The sequence below is a fragment of the Pseudomonas fulva NBRC 16637 = DSM 17717 genome, from assembly GCF_000730565.1.
Classification (GTDB): domain Bacteria; phylum Pseudomonadota; class Gammaproteobacteria; order Pseudomonadales; family Pseudomonadaceae; genus Aquipseudomonas; species Aquipseudomonas fulva.
On sequence record NZ_BBIQ01000004.1, the window covers coordinates 122,011 to 146,137 of the forward strand.

Consider the following 24,127-nt stretch of genomic DNA (forward strand, 5'->3'; position numbering starts at 1 on the left):
GCAGTAATATTTACACACACTTGTTCGAGCAATCATTCATGCCCCATTTCTCGCCAGACAATTTCGAGACGTGCGCCATCGGCATGCTGTTGGGCCGCGCGGCGCTTCTGAAGGATCGGATCCTCGACTGGCACCTGGAGTCCGAGGGCGTTACTGCCGCGCAGTTCAAGGTGTTGATCATCGTGACGCAGTACCAGGTCGATACCCCGGCGGAGGTCTGCCGCTACCTGGGCCTGGACAGCGGATCGATGACGCGCATGCTCGATCGCCTTGAGCAAAAGGACCTGCTGGTGCGTACCCGTTGCCCGACGGACCGCCGCGTGGTGCGCCTGGCGTTGACGGCCGATGGCCAGCGGCTGGCCGACCGTTTGCCCGAGATCGGAGCTGCCGCCATGAACGAGCTGTGTGGCGCCCTGGCGGCCGATGAGCTCAAAGACTTGGAGCGTCTGTTGGCCAAGGTACTGCTTGGCGCTGGCGATCCGCTGACGATCCGTCGCTTCGGTGATCGTTGAACCCCGTTTCCTTTATTCCAAGGTATTGTCATGGCTACTTCCTCAGACACCCCTGCACCTACCGAGGCACCCACCTCCTCGCGCAAGCGCAAGCTCTGGCTGATTGGCCTGTTGGTGCTGCTGATCCTCGGTGGGCTAGGCACTTGGGCCTGGTACAGCCTGGTTGGGCGTTGGTACGAGAGCACTGATGACGCCTACGTCAACGGCAACGTGGTCGAAATCACGCCGTTGGTGACCGGGACGGTGACCAGCATTGGCGCCGACGATGGCGACCTGGTGCATGCCGGCCAGGTCTTGCTGCAGTTCGACCCGGCCGACAGCCAAGTGGCCCTGCAATCGGCTCAGGCCAACCTTGCGCGTACGGTAAGGCAGGTGCGCGGTCTGTACAGCAACGTCGATTCGCTCAAGGCTCAGTTGCAGACGCGTCAGGCTGAATTGCGCAAGGCCCAGCAGGACTTCAACCGGCGCAAGGTGCTGGCCGAAAGCGGCGCTATCGCCGGCGAAGAGCTTTCCCATGCGCGCGATGACCTGAGTGTTGCCCAGGCGGCGGTTAACAGTGCCCGCCAGCAACTGAGTACCAGTGCTGCTTTGGTCGATGACACCGTGGTGGCTTCGCACCCAGAGGTCATGGCCGCGGCGGCCGATCTGCGTCAGGCCTACCTGGCTCATGCGCGCACCACGCTGGTAGCGCCAGTGACCGGCTACGTTGCCAAGCGCAGCGTGCAGCTCGGGCAGCGCCTGCAACCCGGTACTGCCACCATGGCAGTGATTCCGCTTGACCAGGTGTGGATCGACGCCAACTTCAAGGAAACCCAGCTGCGCCAGATGCGCATCGGCCAACCGGTTGAGATCACTGCCGACCTGTATGGCAGCGATGTCTCCTACAGTGGCACGGTGGACAGCCTGGGTGCCGGCACCGGCAGCGCGTTCGCCTTGCTGCCTGCGCAGAACGCGACCGGCAACTGGATCAAGATCGTGCAGCGGGTGCCTGTGCGCATTCACTTGAACCCCGACCAGTTGAAGGACCATCCCTTGCGTATCGGCCTGTCCACGGTTGTGGATGTGGACTTGCACGACCAGAGTGGCCCGGCCCTGGCTCAGCAACCTGCGCAACAGGCGAGCTACACCACCGACGTCTACGATCGCCAGTTGGTCGAGGCGGACAAGCTGATCGAGCAACTGATCCGTGACAACAGCGCGCCTGGCAAGACGGCACAGCGATGAGCAATAACGCCGCCGCCCAGTTCACGCCGCCTAGCCTGCTGCTGACCACCATCGGCCTGTCGCTTGCCACGTTCATGCAGGTGCTGGACACCACCATTGCCAACGTGGCCTTGCCGACCATCTCGGGCAACCTGGGGGTCAGTTACGAGCAAGGGACTTGGGTGATCACCTCGTTCGCCGTGAGCAATGCCATCGCCTTGCCGCTAACAGGCTGGTTGAGCCGACGCTTTGGCGAGGTGAAGTTGTTCCTGTGGGCGACCTTGTTGTTCGTGCTGGCATCGTTCTTGTGCGGCATCGCCCAGTCGATGCCGGAGCTTGTGGGCTTTCGGGTATTGCAGGGGGTGGTAGCCGGTCCGTTGTATCCCATGACCCAGACCTTGCTGATTGCGGTCTATCCCCCTGCCAAGCGGGGGATGGCGCTCGCACTCCTGGCCATGGTGACGGTCGTGGCCCCTATCGCCGGGCCCATCCTGGGTGGGTGGATCACGGACAGTTACAGCTGGCCGTGGATTTTCTTCATCAACGTGCCCATCGGCCTGTTCGCCGCTGCGGTGGTGCGCCAGCAAATGCGCGATCGTCCGGTGGTCACCAGCCGACAGCCGATGGACTACATAGGGCTGCTGACGTTGATCGTTGGGGTAGGGGCCTTGCAGGTCGTGCTGGACAAAGGCAACGACCTTGATTGGTTCGAGTCCTCGTTCATCATCACCGGTACGCTGATATCCGTCGTGTTCCTGGCTGTATTCGTCATCTGGGAGCTGACCGACCGGCACCCGGTGGTGAACCTGCGGTTGTTCGCCCACCGCAATTTCCGCGTGGGAACCATCGTCCTGGTGGGTGGCTACGCAGGCTTCTTCGGCATCAACCTGATCCTGCCCCAGTGGCTGCAGACGCAGATGGGCTATACCGCCACCTGGGCAGGCTTGGCCGTGGCGCCTATCGGGATATTGCCGGTAATCATGTCGCCATTCGTGGGCAAGTACGCGCATCGCTTTGACTTGCGGATTCTGGCGGGGCTGGCGTTTCTGGCGATCGGTAGCAGTTGCTACATGCGTGCAGGGTTCACCAGCCAGGTGGATTTCCAGCATGTGGCATTGGTGCAGTTGTTCATGGGCATCGGGGTTGCGCTGTTCTTCATGCCCACATTGAGCATCTTGTTGTCCGACCTGCCGCCCCAGCAAATCGCCGATGGATCAGGCTTGGCGACGTTCCTGCGCACATTGGGGGGTAGCTTTGCGGCTTCGCTGACGACGTGGATCTGGATCCGCCGGGCTGACCAGCACCATGCTTACTTGAGTGAGCACATCAGCCAGTACGAGCCGGCGACACGGCATACGCTTGAGCAGATGGGCGGGGCGAACCTGCACAACTACGCGCAGTTGGAGCAGGTGCTCAACGGGCAGGCTTACATGATGTCGACGGTGGACTACTTCATGATGATGACGTGGGTGTTCGCAGGGCTGATTTTGTTGGTCTGGTTCGCGAAGCCGCCGTTTACGGCCAAGGCGGGGCCGGGGGGCGGGCATTGAGTTTGATTTGGGTTGCGTGACCGGTGTTTTGCTAAATACCGGAGCCCAGTAGGAGCGGTCTTGCCGGAGCGCCGGACCGACCTCGATGGGCTGCACAGCAGCCCTAAAGAGAATTTCATGGGGAGCCGATGTTTTTTGAGTCCGCGCTTCTGCTCTTCACTGCATCGTCATGGCTGATCATCACGGGGGCTTCACGGGGCCTACTCATTTGGGCAGTCGAAGTTTCTACTTCGGTCTTTAGCCGCCGAGTCGAGGTGCGTTTCTTCCTCTCCGGGCGTTTACCTGGGCGAACGGCCCAGAGGTAAGCGTTTTCGCGTAACCGCTCTTGAATGGCCGGTGGATAGTCATTGACGGTGGTCAATGGCGGAACGGGTTTCCCGGGCAAACCGGCTTCACGAATGATCTTGGGCCAGCGCGGTTTCCAGCACAGCATCAGGCTTAGCCAATGGCCGGTGCCGATGATCAGGAAGGCGGGCGAGATCAAGACCAGGCCGAGTTTGATGATTCGAGAGGATTTTCGAAAGTAGTGGGTCAGGCCTTCGAATTGAGGGGTAAAGGCTTGCCAGGGCCAGGGGAAGTGCGAGGTCATAGGTGGGCGGGGCAGGTCCTCCGGGCCCTCGTCCATGAAGCGGCGGATGAACTCCCACTCGGATTGCAGCTCCGTGAAGTTGTTGGCGGCTTTGCCTACGTGGGCGAGTTCTGGATGGAGGGCGCCGGCGAACGACGGTGGCCACATAAGCACCAAAGGTAGGCCTACACCACCGGCAGCAGCGTAATTTATATTCGAGCCGTTGGACGTGACTCCGTGCCAAGGAAGTGTGACGATGCCACCACAGTAAGTAGGACGGTGCAGGTGAACCTGTTGGGTACTACGATTGAATCGAATCAGCAAGTGGCGCGACGTAAACATTTCCAAGCGCGTGATACATAACCCATACTTTATATAAATTATGGAGATCAATATCATTAAGCTGCTGGTAAGAGTTGCTATGAAGATATGGGCTCCATACGGCTCCCCTTGATCGTTTCTAACTATGTCTACTAGTCGAATTAGAGACGTTGCTGACATGTATGCGAATGATGTAATCGTAGCTACTATGGTGGCCGAGATGATGCTGATGAGTCCGCGCTTGTTTTCCCACATGCCGTAGCGCATTTCCAGTATATGCTCGTTGCAAGCATAAACTGGTCCTCGGCTCTTGGGTGAGCTGCTGGCTGGATTTTTAGCGGCTGTGATCATCTCCTGATCGTCGTTTTCATAGACTGTCTTGAGTTTTATCTTTTTATGCTTTTTCTCAAAAGCATCGCGTTCTTCCTTGGGGTCAATATAGGAGAGCCATGTGAGCCATTCAAAAAAATACATTACGCTATCTCTCTGATTGCGCTAAATAAAGCTTCAAGTTCTTCCGTGTCTTTTTCGTAACCTTCGGTGGTTTTTTTAATGCGGAAGCAGCATTTACTGCACCACTTCTCTAACGCGCTTTCATCGAGTATCAGTAAGGCAACAGTACTGACTACCACGACGGTGCCGCCGATCAAGCCCAAACGGCTGAGCCAGAGCATAGCAGGCCTGTTCGCCGCAAGTCTTGCAGATAATCTTGATAACATTGCGTATGAGTTGCTTATGCGTGCAGTAGGATCAAGAATTGCTAGCCAATGGAAGAACGCACTCGCCTGTGAAAATGCTATACCCCCTTGCCCCACAAGTAAGGTGATGATGGCGCTTGCTCTAACGCTGTGAGCCGCTACTAACATATGTTTAGATCTTGCTTGTGCATCAATGGCATCGGAAAAGTCCCACTTAATACTTATAACCGCGCCCGCCGCCGCCAACCCGGCTCCCCACAATCGATACCGACCCAGGCTAACGTGCGCGCCCCGCGCAGTGGCGCTGTTCCCACCAACGCCTCTAATCGTCAGTTCAGTCCCCACCGCAAGCAGCTCCATCCCCGCAGCCGCACTTGTAAATGCAGCTGCAGTCACTTCGCTCCAGAAGCGTCGGTCCTTGTCATCCCGCCTGCCTTGTAACAACAGCAGCCCGGCCTCCAACAGCAGTAATCCGCTGGCGACCCGCAAACGATAGAACTGATTCCCGTGCACCCCGTGCAATGTCTCGGCATAAGCTTGATCAAGCCGGCGTACGATGGGCGCCGCGACGCGGCCGGGCGACGGCGTTTTACCGTTCAGCGCCTGCTCACTCAAGCGCAGTTCCACCGCTTGCTGACCCAGTGAGGCAATGAGGTAGGTGCTCAGGCGTCGGTACAGCAACCGATCAGCGCTGCCGGGCGCACCCGCTGACAGGCTCTGGTGCCCCAGCTGCCCAAGCCAGGCCAACGCGCCAGCAGTATTGATGGGGCTATGTTGCGCGAGCTGGTCCAGATGGCTGTCCAGCCGGCTGAAGTGTGCGGCGAGCTCCTTGGCTTGTTTAAGGGCCGTCTCCAGCTGAAGAAAAGGGTCGTTACCTGGCGCCAGTGCGTCCAGCGCTGTACGTGTTCGCGCAAGCGCCTCTGCAATCTCACGTTGGTTGAGGACAAACGAGCGCAGCGCAAGGTTGTCAGGGGTTATATCGTCGGCGCGCCACCATTGGGCGAGCAATGCTGCGCCTGCTGGCACGCCTTCGAGGCCTATCACGCATAGGCCCGTTTGATGTGCAAAGCACAAGCCATTGGTGAGGTCGCTCTCATCATAGTGGACAAGTGCGTCTACCAGTGCGGACGACTTCAACCACGTGAGGTGATCTGCCGCTCTGGACTCGGCGAGACGTTGTGCTTCGGCGCTCTGCGCCTCGAACGTCTCCAGGTGTCGATGCATACCTTGCAGGTTGACGAGTGGCAGGTAGCGGTCTTCGAAATGTTTGGCAAACTCGCCGTTCTCGGCAAGGATTTCGAGCTTCTGCCTCTCTTTTTCTACGTGTATTTCGAAGATGGCCTCTTTTTTCTGTTCCCAAAGTTCGGCCAGCCGCGACTGCGAACCCTGCATGACGTAGGCGAGACTGGCGCGTAGCGCCTTGTCATAATGACCGACCAACGCGGCAACCTTTCGCTCCGTGAATTGCTCATGCAGCTCGCTAAAGGCTTGAGCAACCAACACCTTCCGCTCGTTACTGGGGCCACCGTTCTCGGTACTGGCTTCCAGCCAATTCCTGAGGTGTTCCATGCCAGCGTTGCGCCAGGCATTGAGTTCCTGGGTAATGCCGATGGCGTCCTCCACCACCACGGCAACGCCCCGTGCTTCAGGTTTACTGCCCAAGGGACCCAGGGCTTGCCGTGCCGCCGCCAGCGAGCTGATGCTTGGTGTACTGAAGACCTGAGCGTCCAACAGCGTGCGCAACACGTCGTTGGATTCCGCGGCAAAGTCGGCGACAAGGTTCAACTGGTCAGGACGTATCGTGTAGGGCCTGGGCATTGGGCAGCTGGGGCTGGCGAAGGGCGCTATGTCTACGGCAGGCAGCAGGTCGCGTCGACGCAGCAATTGCCGCTGCGCCGCGATGGTCAACGGATCGGGGCTGTAGAACAGGCGAAGCTCGAGCAAGTCGTCGAGATCATGAACCGTGAATGCCCAGGTCATAGCGCGCACGACATCCTGGAATGTGGAGATGCCAGGCGGTTTTGGCTCTGGATGTTCAGGGTCGAAGAGCGACAGGGCGCCGTTCGCGGCGATTCGATAGGGAGGGTGAAGGCTGTATTGCCCACTGAGCCTGCGCTTTTCCATGACATACAGGAAACCTTCACGCAGCGGGCGAATGGCATAGTCCGCCTGATGCAGCGCGGCGGTGCGATGCGGGTGGCGCAGGTGTTCAGGCAGAGTAGGGAGCTGCTGACGCTGGTGGGGATTACCGCCCACGGCGGCATAGCGTAATGGCAGAACGGTGAAGGTGCGGGTGCATGAGACGGCGGGCCCTATGGATAAAGGGTCTTGCAAGGCTTCGCAGTTCTGCCGATTGATTTCCATCAGCATCTTCAGATCGAACATGAGGGCCCCTGGCGAATTAGACGGTGCAGGTGTGTTTGAAGGCGTTGATCAAGGGGCAAGCTTTGCTCGAGCGACTCCTTGACGGCGGTCTGCCAGATGGGCTCGAGTGTCAATCTGTCGCCAAGCAGGGCGAAATGGGTGACGTAGGTGATCAGGTCTTGCTGCTCGATGAACCCAGCTTCTCGCGCAGCCTTGAGGTATTTACGTACTCTCCCCAGGCGGACGCTGTGGCACTGTTTGGCTTGCCCACTGACGGTCAGCGAGGTTTTCAATTGATCGGCAAGGCGATGTTCGAGGGGGTCTACTGCCAGCGCTTCCCAGCACGCAGCGTCCAGCGTGAGGTCTTTGAGCGCTTGGGTGGCCGGCCTGTCGCCGCCCATCAGGCAGCCCCAAATTTCTTCATTGGCGTCCGGATAAGGCACCCACCAACTGTGGATCGGAGCGAACCATTCGACGAGTTCAGGCAGATCCTTACGGCCATGCAGCACGCGCAGGCAGTGTTCGGTGTGATAACGCAGTAAATAACGTTGCCCGTCAGGTCCCAGCACGGTATTGGCTTGCGCCAGGTGCGAGGCCAAGGCAGCAGTGGGCAATGCGCTGACGATCCAGCCGCATATGGCATCGGCTGCTAACTCGTTCAATTGCCAGAAAAGGTTGGATTGGCTTTGTACTGTAGCCTTGCCTTTGACGGCATACAAACCGATGCCGCACTGACGCACGTTGCTAAATTCGGCTTGTTGCATCAGGGGGTGCAGTATTCTGTGATCACGTGGGACAAGGCGTTTTAACTGTTCAGGGCCTAATGTGGAAAGTTCGAGAACGGCGCTAAGTTGGTAGCGTTCTGCTTGTCGCAGAGGAAGAAAAAGTTTTTTGGACAAGGTGTTTGTCATGACGGGTTCCCCTCCAGGCGAACGACATTCCGACCTTCTGTGATTGCTTTCAATAAACAGCTGATGCAGATGGCTTCACCAGGCGTTGGCGTGGCACGGATGGCCAGGTCATGTGAACGCCCTGTTGGGGTTTGTGCGACCGGGCCTTTGATGTTGATTGCAATGGCGTCAATGGTAAGGCCGCTGCCGTCGAGCCTTAATGTTGCGCCGGGTGCCCTGATGGTCAGGCTTTCTGATGCCTGGAGCTCCAAGACTTGCGTCCCTTGGCGAATCGCTTGCCCTGCCCGTAGCTCGACATGACCGGCGACGTGTTGCTCCAGGTGGCCGCCAATTTCTATCGAATGATTGGCTGTGGTCTTGTCATAGCGATTGTTACCGACTTGCTCCGTACGATCTTGTGCCACGTTGAGCACGCGATGACGTCCGATCTCAAGTACATCATCCTGGCCGATCTGGCAGTGATGATCTTTCCCAACGTTCAAACGTTGATCGTTGCCCACGTCCTCGTGTCGGTCATGACCGATATCGATGTGCTCATCCCGCGCTACACGTTCACACCTGTCGTTCCCAATCTGCGTCGTCTCATCGTGCTTGACCACATTGTTCTGATCCCTCTCGGCATGGATGAACACCTCCTGGCGTCCCAGCTCATCCTCGAAGCGCAGCTCATTGAAGCCGTCACCTTTGTGGGTCTGGCTCTTGATGGTCATGCGGGTCTTGTGTTCAGGCAGGTCGTAGGGCGGCAGCTGATTGCCACAGTACGTGCGCCCGGTGATCATCGGCTGGTCAGGATCACCGTTGACGTACTGGATGATCACGTCCTGGCCGATTCGCGGAATGGCCATCGAGCCCCAGCTGCCACCGGCCCAGCCTTGTGACACCCGCACCCAGCAGGAGCTGAATTCGTTGTTCTCGCTCTCGCGATCCCAGGGAAAGCTGACCTTGACCCGCCCCCACTCATCGCAATAGATCTCTTCGCCCTTCGGCCCGACCACGGTAGCCATGTGCGGGCCGTCAATGCGCGGTTTTGCCAGAGGCGAGGGTCGCCATTCGATCCTGCCGGGGACCAGGACGGCGCTCAGCGCGTACCGCGTGCTCTGCTCGGCATTGGTCGCCTCTTCCTGCAGGCTGGTGAGCTGGCTGCCCTGGTGAGTGACCGTGTTCACCCGCCAGTGCGCATTGAGGTCGCGTCTGGGGTGACCGGTCAGCGTGAAGCTCAGGCCCGGTTGCAGGCGCACATCATCACCTTGCACGTGCGCCAGCCGCACATCGTGACGCAACGCCATGACCCGGTTTTCCGTGAACGGTTTACCTACGGCATCGCGCTTGTAGCGCCCTGGATAGTCGAAATACTCGTAGTCCCTGGATTGGTGCTCCAGGAACGGGCCCGTGGCCCTGTGTTCCTGGCGGTAGGCCGGGTTGGTGAAGGTGTGGTCACGCTGAACCTGGCTTGCCGTGCGCACCTGTTCGCTGTAGTTCAAGCGGCGCAAGCAAAAAACCGGTTGGTCCCCACCGCTGTTGGCGTGGTACAGGACGGTATGGGCGTCCAAGGGCTGATCGTCCCCGTGAAAGCCTTCGTCTTCCTCGTCGGCAGTGACGGCGCCATGGCTGATCAACCCCAGTGACAGCAGCCGATCGGTGATGATCAGCGTGTGCTGTTTTTCACTGTGGGCGAAGCGATAGACGAAGCCTTCTTCGGCTAAAAGGCGTGCGATGAACGCCAGGTCCGTCTCGCCGGCCTGGACGCAGAACTCGCGGACCTGATGGTCCAGGCTGGCGTGGATTTCGTACGGGTCGATGCCCTGGCGCTTGAGCATCAGCGCCAGTATTTGCGGCACGTTCTTGTGTTGGAAGATACGCCAGTTCGAGCGCAGGCCGGCGCGGGCCAGGCGTGGCTCGACCAGCGCATGATAGTAGGTGCGGTGGAAGCCGCTTTCAGCCTGGGTGAAACGGCTGACCAACCCGTGCACGTAGCGCACGGGACGCGCGCCGTTCCAGAGGGTGAACAGCACCGGCTTGTCGAGCAAATGGCCGAAGTCGACGTCGTGTTCGTAGCTGATCAGCTGCAGTTCGAGGGTGAATGGCTGACTGATGCCTTCCTTGAGTGTGAACGACACCACTTCGAATTCTGCATCGCCAACCAGGGGTTGGAAGCTGTAACGCAGGTCAGATTGGCGAGGCATAAGCGATCCTTGTCTGCCGGTCGAGATTCAAACTATCCAGGTAACCCTGGCTGCCAGGGGCACGCCAGTGGGGTCAGGCGATCCGGTTGCGCCAGTTGTTGGCGTCTTTCTGCAACTCACTGCTGCAAGATGCCGTTCAGCGAACCCAGCACCTCAGTGGTAATCAGGTGCAGCCGGTAGCTGTAGATGCTGTAGGCCACGGCCATGGCCCCGGCAGATACCAGCAATGGGCTCCACGACGGCCATTGCCGGCGCATGCGTAAGTTACGGGGAGTCACATGGGGGTAGGGATCGCACACGTGTTCTGGCGTGGGTCCGCGCAGTTCACGGATGGTCCCGTGGAGTTGGTGGATAAGGGCGTTCAACGACGCCTCACCGTTCGGCGCAATGGCGTACCTGCCCTTGAGGCCCAGGCACAACGCGAAGTACATGAACTCCAATGCATCCAGATAACGCTTGGGTTCTTGCATCAGGCGCGAGAGCACGGTGAAGCACTTTTCCCCACCCCAGGTTTCGTCGTGGAAGATGCTGAGCAGGGTTCCTGGCTCCAGCAACTGGCTTTGCCCCAAGGCCGTTCCATGACTGCACCATCGATGTACAGACACAGGCCGTAAAAGTACGCGAGCAACTGAGCGTGCTCGTAGCCGTGCTGGCGCATTTCTTCCCTGATGGTGTGGATCTGGTTGCGTACCTGTTGATGCACGGCCTTGATGTTCGGCAGTGAGTTCAGTGTGCGCAGGCGAATCACCAGGCCGAACAGGGGAGCGGCGGCATCCAGCATGGGGTTGGCATAGCCGCCGCGTAGTTTAAAGTCGGGGTCGGCGCGGTAACCCTGCGAAGGCATTTGTGCCTGTGCGCGCGTGTTGGGGGCAGTAACGGATCTTCCTGCCGCCGTTCCTGGCTTAGCCATCGCATCGAAAAGGCCCGTGTTGTCATCCTGACGATCGTTACTCGCATTCCTCATCTCACCAACTCCTCTTTGCCTGGAACGATCGTTGCTGCCGACCGTTGCCACGGAGCTGATGGAAAGTTGCCGGCCTCTGGCAGTCGAAGCAGCGTTGGGCATCGTGCGACCCCCCGTTGCTGAAGTCGTGACGCTGCGTACGGGTTTGTTCCATGGCAATGGCTCTGTGTGGACGGTCATGCACACCGCGGCGATTGGGTGATCAGGACAGTGTTCCAGTTGCCATCTTTTATATTATTAATTGCTGTTTTCGTCGCGCAGGGATGTTCTTAACTTATCGTAGGAAGTTTCTTTGTGAGACGCACTTCCTATAAGCGTTCTTGGACTTCAATTTAGGTGTTGCCGACAACGCACGCTTATCCTGCGTAAGGTTCAGTCGATCACTTCAAGCACTAGTGCCCAACTGAAAATTCGCCTGCTCATTCCCATCACCGCCCGCTTAACTGGCAACCTACTTAAATGTCCTCTATCGTCAAACCACAGCCTCAATCTATTCGACACCTTATGAACCCTGTCATCCTGATTACCGGCGCCAGCCGCGGTATAGGTGCTGCCACTGCACTGTTAGCTGCCCGGCATGGCTACCACTTGTGCATCAACTACCTCAGCAACGATGAAGCTGCCCAAGCCATCCTCAGCCAAGTCCGTACCCTGGGTGCCAAGGCTATTGCCGTGCGCGCCGATGTCAGCAGCGAAGCCGAGATTATCGCGATGTTTCAGCGTATAGATAAAGATCTGGGGCCTATCGCGGCCCTGGTAAACAATGCCGCCACCATCGCTCCCCAAACCCGTCTCGAGCACATGACCGAGTCGCGATTGCTCAGCATGATGAAGACCAACATCGTCGGCCCCATGCTCTGCACCAAGCACGCCGTACTGCGTATGGCCGCACGACACGGCGGAAATGGCGGGGCCATCGTCAACGTCTCATCCCTGGCCGCCCGACTCGGGTCGCCGAACGAGTACATCGACTACGCCGCCTCGAAAGGAGGGCTCGACACGTTCACACTGGGCCTTGCCAAAGAGCTAGCTGCGGAAGGTGTAAGGGTCAACGGGGTCAGGCCCGGTTACATTCATACAGGCTTTCATGCGCTTTCGGGTGACCCAGATCGGGTCTGCAAACTCGAGTCCGGGTTGCCCATGGGCCGAGGCGGGCGGCCCGAGGAGGTGGCCGAGGCGATCATCTGGCTGCTGTCTGACAAAGCTTCCTATTCGACAGGTACATTCATCGACCTAAGTGGCGGAAGATAACCGGCCGCCCGCATCATCAAACGCGCCTGTTCGAGCCAGCGTCATGGCCGGCCAGCAGCAGGGCCACCTGTTCGACCAGCGCGGTCAGTGCAAAGGGCTTGCACATCACTGCACCCTTACGCGACATGGCGACGCCCTGTTCATCGGCATAGCCAGTGATGTAGAGCAGGGCTGCCGAGTCGGGCAGGGCGGTTTCCAGCTGCTTGCCACTGACTCTGCCTGGCAAGCCGATGTCGGTGATCAACAGCGACGGCTGCAGGCCGGCCCTCAAAGCTTCCAAGGCCTGCGAGCCTTCTGCAAAGGCGCGCACCTCCATCCCTTGATCAATCAGCAGTTCCTCTATCACCAGACGCAACGTGTCTTCGTCCTCCACCAGCATGACCAGATGTTTATCCTGCCGGGAGGGCCAGGATGGCGTTGGTACGTTGGCAATGCTCAGCGCGATCTGGCCTGTGTCCTTGGGTAGATAAAGGTCCACACACGTGCCTTGCCCCGGCGTGCTGGTGATCTTCACCTGACCGCCGCATTGACGAATGAAGCCATAGACCATGGGTAGCCCCAGTCCCGATCCCTGGCCAAGTGGCTTGGTGGTGAAAAACGGCTCCATGGCACGTTCTGCCACATCGCTGCTCATTCCCACGCCGGTGTCACTGATAGAAATCCTGACGTACTCGCCTACAGGCAAGTGAAGACGGTCGGCCAGCGAAGGCTGCACCCGCACGTCATTGTTGCGAATGTCCAGCATCCCGCCTAAAGGCATGGCGTCGCGTGCATTGATGCACAGGTTGAGCAACGCGTTTTCCAGCTGGGAAGGGTCGACCTGGATAAGCCAGTGTCCAGGCGTGGTGTGGTCCTGGAACTCGATGCTGGCGTGCAACGAGCTCTTGATGAGATCGTGCATGCTGGTCACCAACGCATGGACGTCGACCGTCTGTGGGGTCAGTTTTTGTTGCCGGGCGAAGGTCAGCAGGCGTTGCACCAGGGTAGCCGCCCGCTTCGTATCCTGCCTGGCCAACCCGATGAGCCTGGCAACATCCGGATAGCGACCTTCGGTCTGCCGCTGAGCGGCAACCTCCAGCGCACCCATTATGCTGCCGAGCAAGTTGTTGAAGTCATGGGAGATCCCGCCAGTCAGCTGGCCGATGGCCTCCATTTTCTGGGACTGGCGCAGGGTTTCTTCCACTTGCTCAAGGCGCTGCTGCTCAGCGACGCGCTCGGTGATGTCATAGGCGAACATGAAACCACCCTGCACGACCTGGTCGGCATCGAGCAGCGGGTTGTAGCGCACCTCGTAGTGACGGACATCCGATTGCAGGCCAATGGCAACGGTGTCCACGAAAGACTTACCCGCCATGATCCTTGGCCACAGCCCGCTCAATTGTTTGACGATATCCGGCTGGTCGGCGATGAAGTCGGGGATGTACTCACCAACCCTGGGCACCAGGCCGCGCCACCGCTTGAAGGTTTCCTGCGCGGTACGGTTGATCGCCAGCAGCCTGAAGCTGCAATCGGCCGCGAATACGTTGGCAACGCTGTGATCGACCAAGTTGCCCAGCAGCTTGCGACTGGCAAGCTCTCTGTCTACTTGCTGTGCCAGTTCCTGGTTGAGCGCCTGCAACTGATTGACGTCAGCGTTTTCGTCGGGCCTGCCGGTGAACAGAACCAGCAATGTTCGCTCGCAGGCGGGCTCGAGGCGGCTGACTTTCAAGGTCAGCCAGCGATTCGAGACCGCCAGCCGCTGTTCGAAGTGCATGGGCACACCCGTGCGAGCCACCTCGGCGAAATGTGGGAGCCATTGGTCCACTTCGTCAGGAATGGTTTGCCTTGCGGTCAAACCCACCTCTTTGACATGAAGAGTGTGGCGGGCGCAGGCCTCGTTGTACATCAGGTAGCGATAGTCATTGAGTTGGCCGTGCTCATCCTCAAGCACTTGCAAGATGCACAGGCCTTCATCGATTTGCTCGACGACGGCGTCATACGCAGCAGCCTTCAGGCGCAGCTGCTCGTGCTCGGCCTCGAGCTCAAGCAGCCTGGCCTGTAAGGCTGCGCGGTCGTCCAACGTCGTTTGTGATGTCATGCGGGCAATTGGGCTTGGAAATTTCGACAACTATAGCCGTGTGTGCATGAGAGGTTAAAGGCACAACTCAGAAAGAACGAATGATCCGCCCCAGGGTGGCCATTGCCTGTTCGGCACCTTCGTTCCAGGGACTGCCATAGTTGAGCCGGATGCAGTTGCCGAAGCGCCGGGTGGGCGAGAAGATCGGCCCCGGGGCAATGCTGATGCCTTGCGCCAGCGCCATGTGGAACAGCTTGAGCGCGTCCATCTGTTGCGGTAACTCCAGCCAGAGGAAATACCCCCCTGACGGTTGACTGACACGTGTCTGTGCCGGAAAGTGACGCCCGATCGCTGCCAGCATATTGGCTTGCTGGCCTTCGAGGGCATAACGCAACTTGCGCAGGTGCCGATCGTAGCCACCGTGCTGCAGGTAGTCGGCGATGGCAGCCTGGGCCGGCATCGAGGCGCAGAGCGAGGTCATGAGCTTCAACCGCTCGACCTTCTGTGCGAACCGCCCAGCGGCGACCCAGCCGATGCGATAGCCCGGGGCGAGGCTCTTTGCGAAGGAGCCGCAATGCATGACCAGGCCCTGGGTATCGAATGCTTTCGCAGGCTTGGGGGCCTGCTGGGCATAATAGAGCTCGGCGTAGACATCGTCTTCGATCAGGGGCACTTGATGGCGAGTCACCAGCTCGACCAACGCCTGCTTCTTGGCCTCCGGCATGCTCGCGCCGACCGGGTTCTGGAACGTGGTCATGCACCACACCGCCTTGACCGGGTGTTTTTGCAGCGTTTGGGCGAGCACCTCCAGGTCCATGCCATCGCGGGGATGTACGGGGATTTCGACGGCTTTGAGTTTGAGCCGTTCCAATACCTGCAGGCAGGCATAAAATGCGGGCGCTTCGATTGCAACCAGGTCACCTGGCTGGGTGACAGCTTGAAGACAGAGGTTCAAGGCCTCCAGTGCCCCGTTGGTGATCAGCAGTTCTTCCATCGGCAGCATCAGTCCGCCGACCATGTAGCGCAGGGCAATCTGCCGTCGCAGTTGCGGGTTGCCGGGCGACAGATCCGTGACCGCCACCCGAGGGTCCATGGCACGGCTGGCGCTGGCCAGTGACCGGGACAGGCGCTGGAGAGGGAATAGCGATGGGCTCGGGAAGGCTGAGCCAAAGGGTACCGTGTTGGGGTCTTTGATCGAGTCGAGGATGGAAAAGACCAGGGCACTTACGTCCACATCGGTGGACTCGCTGATCGGGTGCAGCGCTTGAGGCTCGCTGAATTGGCGAGTCGCATGGGCATTGACGAAGTAGCCCGAGCGCGGCCTGGCGCGGATCAGCCCACGCCGCTCCAGCAGGTAATACGCCTGGAATACCGTGGAGGGGCTGACCCCGTGCGTCTGGCTAGCGTACCGCACGGAGGGCACGCGCTCACCAGGGCCCAGTACGCCGGAGCGAATGAGTTCGGCGATGTCGTCGGCGAAGCGTTCGTAACGTTTCATTGTGGCCTTCTGTCGAAGCCTGGCAGGCAAGAAAAGTGGAGTGTAGGCGTCATCGGTTCATGGGCGCCACGAAGCGGCTGTGCGCAACGCTGCGCACCGAATCGTCGTCGCGTTCGCTGATTTCGAATGTAAGCGGCACCGCACCGCTTTCGGGTCGGTCGGCCAGCATCGCCACGGACACCGGCATTTCGCTCATGTCGCCGGCGGGTACAGTAAGCGCTGTCTGCCCCTGCAGGGTAAAGCCCTCGGCATCGAGCAACCGAAGCGCGTAGTGTTGAGTGTGCTCGGTCTTGTTGATCACCTTGAGCAGGTAGATGTTCTCGATCTGACCCATCGCATTTTCGCGGAACAGACCGCGGTCTTTGATCACATCCAGCGATACCATCGGCCGCAGGTACAATGCCACGCACAAGGCACCGATCATCACCAGCAGTGCTGCGGCGTAACCGAGCAGGCGTGGCCGTAGCCAGTGCGTAGTACCCCCTTGCAGGCTGTGCTCGGACTTGTACCCGATCAGCCCGCGTCGGTAGCCCATCTTGTCCATCACGCCGTCGCAGGCATCGATACAGGCCGCGCAGCCGATGCAGGCCATTTGCAAACCGTCGCGAATGTCGATGCCAGTAGGGCACACCTGCACGCACAAGGTGCAGTCGATACAGTCACCCAGGCCCTGGGCGCGGGGGTCGCTGCCTTTCTTGCGCGCGCCACGTGCTTCGCCACGGCGCGGATCGTAAGCGACGGCCAGGGTATCCTTATCGAACATCACGCTCTGGAAACGGGCGTAGGGGCACATGTGCAGGCAGACCGCTTCGCGCAGCAAGCCGGCATTGAAGTACGTGGCCGTTGTGAAGAACAACACCCAGAACAGCGCTACGCCGCCCAGTTGGAGTGTCAACAATTCGGCCGCCAGCGGACGAATTGGTGTGAAGTAGCCCACGAAGGTCATGCCGGTGACCAGCCCTATGGCCAGCCAGAGCGAGTGCTTGGCGATGCGCCGGGCGGCTTTGTCCACGCTCCAGGGGGCTGCGGCCAGCTTGATGCGTTGGTTGCGGTCGCCTTCAGTGACTTTTTCGCACCACATGAACAACCAGGTCCAAGTACTTTGCGGGCAGCTGTAACCGCACCAGACGCGCCCGGCGTAGACGGTGATGGCGAACAGGCCGAACGCACAAATGATCAGCAGCGCCGAGAGCAGGATGAAGTCCTGCGGCCAGAAGGTAGCGCCAAAGATGTGGAATTTGCTGTTCTCCAGGTCCCACAGCACGGCCTGGCGGCCGTTCCAGTTCAGCCAGGCAGTGCCGAAGAACAGGGCGAACAGGGCGCCGGCGAAACCAATGCGCAGGGTGCGAAACAGCCCGTTGAAACTGCGCGTGTGGATGGCGGCTTCGCGAGTGCGCCGGGAAGGATTGGCAGGAACAGCGGCGATCACTGAGTAAGGCGTTCTATCGGTCATGGCTCCGTGCTCTTCTAGCCTGAATCAGGCCTGTGCACTATGGCCTTCACTCTGCTAGCAGCACAGGCTCAGCCTTGGCGATAAAAACCATATCAGTTGCGCCGCATGCCGTGCATCCCCCTATATGATCGAGCCTGGCGCGGTGCTCTTCAGATGCCTGCGGCTATCGACCGCACCGGCCACCATCAGGGCATCTGCCTCTAATTCGGTGATAGGCGTGCGCATCTCGGCCAGTACCGCCACTGACATGCGCATTTGCTCGTCAGTCAAGATCTCGACGTCGCAAGCGGCGCCTTCAAGACGTTGCTGATCATTGATGAGCGTGCAGCGTTGGGTTTGGGCATCGATTTCCACTGGCATGACAAGTCTCCTGATGTGATTCGAACGGTTGACCGCAGGGTATTGGACATCGTTGCACCCGTTGGCTCAACGGCACTTTGCAGAGGCACTCAGGGTCCATGAATGTGAAGAGAGGATGCTGGGCCCGGTGTTGGGTGCAGCTGTGCAGCCCATTGCCGGCAAGCACGATCGTATGGGGGCCGTGGTTGGTGTATTAGCACTTGGGGCAAGCATGGCCCTGCCACCTAGGCACCTGACGTTCGCCAAGCAGCCAGCCTTAGAAGAGAACGTACAGGATGGAAACTATCTGGCACGCGATCCAGATCGAATTTGCAGACGTGACCGATGCGCACGAGGTGACACGCATTCTTGTGCGTTTGTTGATGGCAGCGTTGCTCGGCGCGGTATTGGGGTTCGAGCGGGAACATCGGGGCAAGTCTGCCGGGGTGCGCACGCACATGCTGGTGTCGCTCGGTGCTGCGCTGTTCGTGCTGGCGCCCAGCATGGCAGGCGCCGACGAACAGGCCCTCAGCCGCGTGATCCAGGGCATCGTCGCCGGCATCGGTTTTCTCGGGGCGGGCACCATCCTGAAAGGCAACGGACGGGACACCAGCCACGTGAAAGGGTTGACGACCGCCGCTGGCCTCTGGATGACCGCCGCCATAGGCACTGCCGCTGGGATGGGCCGGGAGGCCACCGCATTGATAAGCACGGTGCTCGCGTTGTTGGTGTTGGGCACGATGCCACTGCTGGTCGAGAAGGCCGAGGGCAAGCACGAAGAGAAGCAGAAGGAGGAGGGATAAGCACTAAGGGGAGCCGAAGCTCCCCCCAAAGCGTTGCTGCTTGCTCTTTTTATTATTAGGGCTGGCCTGTTGTTGTTTTTGTCAGCCTGCCCGGGTGGTGCAAGGCCCCCATTCGGGGCCAAGAGCAAACGTATTTTTTTGAGCGCTGACCGACCTTCATCACGTACGATCCGAGTTGGCTGCTGCTACCTGGAGGTAGTTTTGTTGTTCTGTGCCAATTCGCGGGGCTTGCCCCAGGAACGCGGGTCGACTCCAAAAAAATCTGCTTGCTACGCCTCTGCCGTGTTGTTCTTGTTCTGTCAGAGCCGTTCTCTATTATTTTTATTGAGTGATGCTTTGTTGTTCTTGTTATACAAGAGATATAGCAGTTCGCGTGCCAGGTTTTAAAAATCCTTTTGAATCAATGGGATGAAGAAATTCGCAAAAGCGCGACGTCGGTAAAACCACACCAGATGTTTCCGTGATACCCGTATCTGGCCTCGTCTTCGCTAAGCGGTAACACTTCACCCACACGGACGTGACACCTTGATGACCTAGCGCGTCTGCCACGCACGTGCAACGCGCGATCCGTTGGCCCTTCCCAACACCGTGCTGATGCGCTGCCCGGCCTCGATCAGGCGTTGCAGGTCGATACCGGTCTCGATGCCCAACCCATCAAGCAGGTAAACGACATCTTCGGTTGCGACGTTACCCGTCGCGCCCTTGGCATAGGGGCAGCCACCCAAACCCGCCACTGAGCTGTCGAATATGCTGATGCCTTCAAGGAGGCTCGCATACACGTTGGCCAGGGCTTGGCCGTAAGTGTCGTGGAAGTGCCCCGCCAATTGCGCGCGGGGTATATGGCCCGCCACCACCTCGAACAAGCGTCGGACGTCACCAGCAGTACCGGTGCCGATGGTATCGCCCAGCGACACCTCGTAGCAGCCCATCTGGTGCAGGGCGCGCGCCACCGGCAGCACCTGCTCCGCACGGACCGAGCCTTCGTATGGGCAGCCGAGTACGCAAGATACATACCCACGCACCCGCACACCCTGGGCTCGCGCGGCCTCGATGATGGGTTCGAAACGTTCCAGGCTCTGCGAGATGGAACAGTTGATATTGCGCTGCGAGAACGCTTCTGACGCGGCGGCGAATACCGCCACCTCCTTGACGCCCGCCGCCACGGCATCTTCGAAGCCTCGCAGGTTGGGCGCCAGGGCTGCGTAGGTGACGCCCGCACGCTGCTCGATACTCGCGAACACCTCGGCCGAACCGGCCATTTGCGGCACCCACTTGGGTGAAACGAAACTGCCCACTTCGATGTAGGCGACGCCAGACGTTGTCAGGTCGTCCACCAGCCGTACTTTGTCGGCAACAGGGATGGGCTGGGCTTCGTTCTGTAGCCCATCGCGAGGGCCAACTTCTACCAGACGAACTTTTTCAGGCAAGGACATGATGAGGTTCCTGTAACGGTCAACCGTGGTCTTTATTGGCAAGCGTGCAAGCCAGCGCCTGTTCACAGCGCTCCTGGGCAGTGTCCAGTTCGAGTTGCATCTGGTGGATGTCGAGCATTTGCTGTTCCAGTTGGGCGCGCCGCTCGGCGATCTTGGCGAGCATGCTGTTGAGTTGCTTGAGGTTGCCGCCCGATGGGTCGTACAGCTCGATCAACTCACGGCATTCTGCCAGCGAAAAGCCGATACGCTTGCCCCGCAAGATAAGTTTGAGGCTGACCTTGTCCCGCGCCGAATAGATGCGTTCAAGGCCGCGTCGCTCGGGACGAAGCAGCCCTTGCTCTTCATAGAAACGAATGGCACGCGTGGTGATGTCCAGCTCGCGGGACAGGTCGGAAATGCTGTAGGTCTGGGTACTCATACCAGGGCTCTGGACAGGATATGCCGCCATCCTGAAGCGTGCTTTACGTATACGTCAAGGTGAGCGACAGGAATCGAACCGCGCAACAACCGCGTGAGCGTCGATGGTCCCGGGCGTTGCAGTCGCGTTATCCTCGCCCAGCCAGAATGCTTACCTAAAAGCGTCAGCGCCCCTTTTCGATTCGACAGCCTGGCATCGATGCCAGGCCCAACGCAGGAAGCGGCTGTATGAACCCTCTCTTTGTATCCGTCAGCGCGCTGTGCCTGAGCCTGTCCTGTAACCTAGCCCAGGCCAGGCAAGTGCTGCCCGTAGCACCCGAACTTGGCTCCGGTTATCGCGCCGGCTTGCAGCCGGTGGCAGCCAAGCGTCATATGGTAGCAGCCGCCAACCCGCTGGCTAGCCAGGCTGGACAACGCATCCTTCGCGCCGGGGGCAGCGCGGTGGATGCGGCGATTGCGATGCAAATGGTACTGACACTTGTCGAACCCCAATCGAGTGGGATCGGCGGCGGTGCATTTATCCTCCACTGGGACGGGAAAAAGACGCAGGCATTCGATGGCCGGGAAACGGCGCCGTCACAGGTGACCGAACGGCTGTTTCTCGACGACAAAGGGGCACCCATACCCTTCAGGTCAGCCCAGATAGGCGGGCGAGCGGTGGGGGTGCCAGGCGTACTGCGGGCCTTGGAGCTGGCCCACAAGCAGCACGGCGTCCTGCCCTGGCAAGCGTTGTTCCAACCCGCCATCGAATTGGCCCGTACCGGGTTCCCAGTCTCGGCACGGCTACACGCGCTGCTGGAGGCTGACCCCTTCGTGGCCAGGTCGCCCAGCATGGCTGGCTATTTTCTGGACGCGACGGGGCGCCCGCTTGCGGTAGGCACACGACTGCGTAACCCCGCACTTGCCGACACATTCGAGCAGATCGCGCAGCACGGCGCGCAGGCGTTTTACAACGGCGAGGTCGCGCAGGCCATGGTGGCCGCTGTTCATAACCACGCTAACCCAGGGTATCTGTCCATCGATGACCTGAAGCACTACCGCGCCAGCGAGCGTGAACCTGTCTGCGGGCCCTACAAAGCTTGGCAGGTATGCGGCATGCCACCCCCATCCTCCGGGGGCGTGGCGGTATTGCAGACCTTGGGCATACTGGAGGCATTGCAACGCAGATCGGCCAGGGACGATCTAGCCCACCTCACACCCGTCCCCTCGACCACTGCTGCCACCTTGGAGGCGCCAGCACGCGCCGTGCACTTGGTTGCCGAAGCCGAACGATTGGTGTATGCCGATCGCGCCCAGTATCTGGCCGACAGTGACTATGTACCCGTTCCGCTCAAGGGCCTGCTCGACCCGGGCTACCTGGCACAGCGTGCCAGTCAGGTGGGTGAGCGCAGCATGAACAAGGCCAGCCCCGGCTATCCGAAGGGTGCGCTGTTGACGCTCGCGCCTGACCGATCGCCACCGCGCATAGCCACCTCCCACGTAAGCGCCATTGATGACCAAGGCAATGCCGTGGCCATGACCACCTCGGTAGAAGGCGCATTCGGCTCGCACCTGATGGTCAAAGGGTTCTTGCTCAACAACCAACTGACCGATTTTTCGTTCGTGCCCCGGGAACAGGGCAGGCCAGTGGCCAATCGCGTTCAGCCGGGTAAGCGTCCCCTGTCAGCCATGGCGCCAACGTTGGTGTTCTCCCGCGGCAATGGGGCGTTGGTGGCCAGCCTTGGCTCGCCCGGCGGCTCGCAGATCATCGGTTACGTCAACAAGGCACTCATCGCATTGCTGGACTGGCGGCTGAACCCCCAGCAAGCCGCCGGTTTGCCCAATTTCGGCAGCCGCAACGGCGCAACCGAGGTGGAATCAGGGTTGACCAGCGCTGCGTTGATCCGCCAGCTCGAGGCGTGGGGCCACACGGTAACGCCAATGGACATGACCAGCGGCCTGCAAGTCATTTGGCGAGCTGGGTCAGACTGGTCGGGGGGTGCCGACCCGCGCCGGGAGGGCGTGGCACTGGGGGACTAAGGCCAGCGTTGCGAGCTGTACAGGCGCGTGCTAGAAAACGCTCCTCCCATTCATTTGTCGAATACTCGCATGTCTCATAACGTTAAACCGAATAGGGCCTTATTCGACCTGGACCTCTTACGGGCGATCGTCGTGGTGGCCGACTGCGGCAGTTTCACCACGGCTGCCGCTCGCTTGCATTCGACCCAGTCCACCATCAGCCAGAAAGTCCGGCGCCTGGAAGACATGGTGGGGCATCGTTTACTGGTACGTGGCAACCGCGACGTGCTCCCGACCGACGCCGGGCAGACGTTGCTCGGGTACGCCCGGCACATGCTGGCCCTGAATGACCAGATGCTCGAAGCCTTGGCCGGTGCCATGGTCGGCTTCACGGTGCGCCTGGGTGTGCCCGAAGACTTCGTGGGCGGATCGACCACCCATGCCCTATCGGCCTTCAGTCGGCTCAATCCGCAGGTGAAGCTGGAGGTCACCAGTGGGCTGTGCCGGGATCTGAGCCAGGCCTACGACAATGGCGAGCTGGACCTGGTACTGCTCAAACAACGACGCAACAGTCGCGAAGGCGTCGCTTGTTGGCCAGAGCGCCTGCAATGGATCGACAGCGCGCGCCTGCCTGCCTTTGAACTGGACCCGGTGCCGTTGGTGACATTCCCGCCGCGGGGCTTGTACCGCGAGGACATGATTACCGCCATCGAGCGCAGTGGCAGGCGCTGGCGTATCAGCTTCACCAGTTCGAGCCTGAGTGGCATCCAGGCCGCGGTCGCCGATGGCATGGGCATCAGCCTGCTACCGCCGCGCGCCGCCACCACGGAGCATCGCGTGCTGGGCGTCGAGCAGGGGCTGGACGAAGTCGACAGCTATGAGATCGTCATCGTGCACCGCCCGACCGCCGATCCAACGGTCAAGGACCTGGCGCAGGTGCTCAAGCAGCTGTTGGCCGGTGGTAGCCTTTAAGTGTTTCAGGCTGTGGCACAAGGGAATGACTGCGCGATGATGCAGTCCCATGCACAACGCGGGTATGACGTCCGCCTTCACCACGCCATGGAGAACCCTATGAAAGCAGTTGTAATCGCTGCCCTGCTGGCCACTACCGGCCTGGCCCAAGCCGCCCAGACCGTCGAGCTCAAGCTGGCAGGCGCCGATGGCCCAGGCAAGTCGATCGGCACCATCAGTATCGAACAGAACAAGTACGGAACGCTGCTGACTCCGGACCTCAAAGACCTGCCACCGGGTGTGCACGGTTTCCACCTGCACCAGAATCCGTCCTGCGCACCTGCGCAGGACGCAGGCAAAACCGTGCCAGCAGGGGGAGCAGGGGGCCACTGGGACCCTCAATCGACCAACGCGCACAAAGGCCCTTATGATGACAGCGGTCACCGCGGTGACCTGCCGGCGTTGTATGTAGGTGCCGATGGCAAGGCAACCTATCCAGTGCTGGCACCGCGCTTGAAGGCTGAGGACTTCAAAGGCCATGCTTTGATGGTGCACGCAGGTGGCGATAACCACAGCGACCACCCCGAGAAGTTGGGTGGCGGTGGTGCGCGCGTGGCGTGTGGGGTGGTTGAGTAACGGCGGGTTGGCGCACCC

18 protein-coding genes and 1 pseudogene are annotated in these 24,127 nt (G+C 59.9%); 8 read left to right on the forward strand and 11 right to left on the reverse strand.

From position 1 onward, the window contains the following. Window positions 1–38 precede the first annotated feature (38 nt). The 3 genes from PFU01S_RS06170 to PFU01S_RS06180 are packed head-to-tail and all read left to right on the forward strand — an operon-like array spanning window position 39 to window position 3,265. Window positions 39–512, forward strand: a complete 474-nt coding sequence (locus PFU01S_RS06170) for a MarR family winged helix-turn-helix transcriptional regulator (RefSeq protein WP_027914883.1) — start codon at window positions 39–41, stop codon at window positions 510–512. Window positions 513–542: 30 nt separating this feature from the next. Beyond that, complete coding sequence (locus tag PFU01S_RS06175; RefSeq protein WP_027914884.1) at window positions 543–1,736, forward strand: HlyD family secretion protein; 1,194 nt, start codon at window positions 543–545, stop codon at window positions 1,734–1,736. Continuing rightward, entirely contained in the window at window positions 1,733–3,265 is a 1,533-nt protein-coding gene (locus PFU01S_RS06180) for a DHA2 family efflux MFS transporter permease subunit (protein WP_027914885.1), read from the forward strand. The genes PFU01S_RS06175 and PFU01S_RS06180 overlap by 4 nt, the downstream gene beginning before the upstream one ends. A gap of 115 nt (window positions 3,266–3,380) precedes the next feature. Here the strand turns inward: PFU01S_RS06180 and PFU01S_RS22430 are convergent, their stop codons facing one another. From PFU01S_RS22430 to icmH, 5 genes and pseudogenes are all read right to left on the reverse strand, one after another. Then, window positions 3,381–4,628: a DUF6708 domain-containing protein gene (locus PFU01S_RS22430; protein WP_050437963.1), complete on the reverse strand. Its 1,248-nt coding sequence runs from the start codon at window positions 4,626–4,628 to the stop codon at window positions 3,381–3,383. Next, entirely contained in the window at window positions 4,628–7,237 is a 2,610-nt protein-coding gene (locus tag PFU01S_RS06190; RefSeq protein ID WP_156041700.1) for a T6SS effector BTH_I2691 family protein, read from the reverse strand. Before PFU01S_RS06190 ends, PFU01S_RS22430 begins: the two co-directional genes overlap by 1 nt. Beyond that, a complete protein-coding gene (locus PFU01S_RS06195) occupies window positions 7,225–8,127 on the reverse strand; it encodes a DUF4123 domain-containing protein (protein WP_042139225.1) in 903 nt (300 codons plus the stop codon). The genes PFU01S_RS06190 and PFU01S_RS06195 overlap by 13 nt, the downstream gene beginning before the upstream one ends. After that, window positions 8,124–10,310 carry a type VI secretion system Vgr family protein gene (locus PFU01S_RS06200; RefSeq protein WP_028687498.1) on the reverse strand — a complete coding sequence of 729 codons (2,187 nt, stop codon included), beginning with the start codon at window positions 10,308–10,310 and terminating at the stop codon, window positions 8,124–8,126. The genes PFU01S_RS06195 and PFU01S_RS06200 overlap by 4 nt, the downstream gene beginning before the upstream one ends. A gap of 116 nt (window positions 10,311–10,426) precedes the next feature. Continuing rightward, window positions 10,427–11,220, reverse strand: a pseudogene (gene icmH, locus PFU01S_RS06205) (type IVB secretion system protein IcmH/DotU). A 558-nt stretch (window positions 11,221–11,778) separates the two neighbouring features. Between icmH and PFU01S_RS06210 the strand changes: the two are divergent. Next, entirely contained in the window at window positions 11,779–12,525 is a 747-nt protein-coding gene (locus PFU01S_RS06210; RefSeq protein WP_028687497.1) for an SDR family oxidoreductase, read from the forward strand. Between the two features lie 16 nt (window positions 12,526–12,541). Here the strand turns inward: PFU01S_RS06210 and PFU01S_RS06215 are convergent, their stop codons facing one another. From PFU01S_RS06215 to PFU01S_RS06230, 4 genes are all read right to left on the reverse strand, one after another. After that, entirely contained in the window at window positions 12,542–14,185 is a 1,644-nt protein-coding gene (locus PFU01S_RS06215; RefSeq protein ID WP_042139257.1) for a PAS domain-containing hybrid sensor histidine kinase/response regulator family protein, read from the reverse strand. A 484-nt stretch (window positions 14,186–14,669) separates the two neighbouring features. Then, window positions 14,670–16,079, reverse strand: a complete 1,410-nt coding sequence (gene mapR, locus PFU01S_RS06220) for a GntR family transcriptional regulator MpaR (RefSeq protein ID WP_027914888.1) — start codon at window positions 16,077–16,079, stop codon at window positions 14,670–14,672. Window positions 16,080–16,128: 49 nt separating this feature from the next. Further along, window positions 16,129–17,532 (reverse strand): cytochrome c oxidase accessory protein CcoG, encoded by a 1,404-nt coding sequence (gene ccoG, locus PFU01S_RS06225; RefSeq protein ID WP_028687495.1) that lies wholly within the window; start codon window positions 17,530–17,532, stop codon window positions 16,129–16,131. Between the two features lie 120 nt (window positions 17,533–17,652). Continuing rightward, window positions 17,653–17,892: a DUF3203 family protein gene (locus PFU01S_RS06230; RefSeq protein ID WP_028687494.1), complete on the reverse strand. Its 240-nt coding sequence runs from the start codon at window positions 17,890–17,892 to the stop codon at window positions 17,653–17,655. A 275-nt stretch (window positions 17,893–18,167) separates the two neighbouring features. On the opposite strand from PFU01S_RS06230, the gene PFU01S_RS06235 reads away from it, so the two are divergent. Continuing rightward, the gene (locus tag PFU01S_RS06235) at window positions 18,168–18,674 is read left to right on the forward strand and encodes an MgtC/SapB family protein (RefSeq protein WP_028687493.1); all 507 of its coding nucleotides are present in this window, start codon (window positions 18,168–18,170) and stop codon (window positions 18,672–18,674) included. Window positions 18,675–19,207: 533 nt separating this feature from the next. On the opposite strand, the gene PFU01S_RS06240 is transcribed toward PFU01S_RS06235, so the two are convergent. Both PFU01S_RS06240 and PFU01S_RS06245 read right to left on the reverse strand, forming a co-directional pair. Next, window positions 19,208–20,107 carry a hydroxymethylglutaryl-CoA lyase gene (locus tag PFU01S_RS06240; protein ID WP_028687492.1) on the reverse strand — a complete coding sequence of 300 codons (900 nt, stop codon included), beginning with the start codon at window positions 20,105–20,107 and terminating at the stop codon, window positions 19,208–19,210. A gap of 19 nt (window positions 20,108–20,126) precedes the next feature. Further along, window positions 20,127–20,525 (reverse strand): MerR family transcriptional regulator, encoded by a 399-nt coding sequence (locus PFU01S_RS06245; protein WP_028687491.1) that lies wholly within the window; start codon window positions 20,523–20,525, stop codon window positions 20,127–20,129. A 227-nt stretch (window positions 20,526–20,752) separates the two neighbouring features. Here PFU01S_RS06245 and ggt point away from each other — a divergent pair, with 227 nt between their 5' ends. The 3 genes from ggt (at window position 20,753) to sodC (ending at window position 24,109) form a co-directional block, all read left to right on the forward strand. Further along, window positions 20,753–22,543, forward strand: coding sequence for a gamma-glutamyltransferase (gene ggt, locus PFU01S_RS06250; protein ID WP_028687490.1), 1,791 nt, complete (start codon window positions 20,753–20,755; stop codon window positions 22,541–22,543). 69 nt (window positions 22,544–22,612) lie between these two features. After that, window positions 22,613–23,494 (forward strand): LysR substrate-binding domain-containing protein, encoded by an 882-nt coding sequence (locus tag PFU01S_RS06255; RefSeq protein ID WP_027914895.1) that lies wholly within the window; start codon window positions 22,613–22,615, stop codon window positions 23,492–23,494. A 99-nt stretch (window positions 23,495–23,593) separates the two neighbouring features. Then, window positions 23,594–24,109, forward strand: a complete 516-nt coding sequence (gene sodC / locus PFU01S_RS06260; protein WP_023535661.1) for a superoxide dismutase family protein — start codon at window positions 23,594–23,596, stop codon at window positions 24,107–24,109. Window positions 24,110–24,127 lie beyond the last annotated feature (18 nt).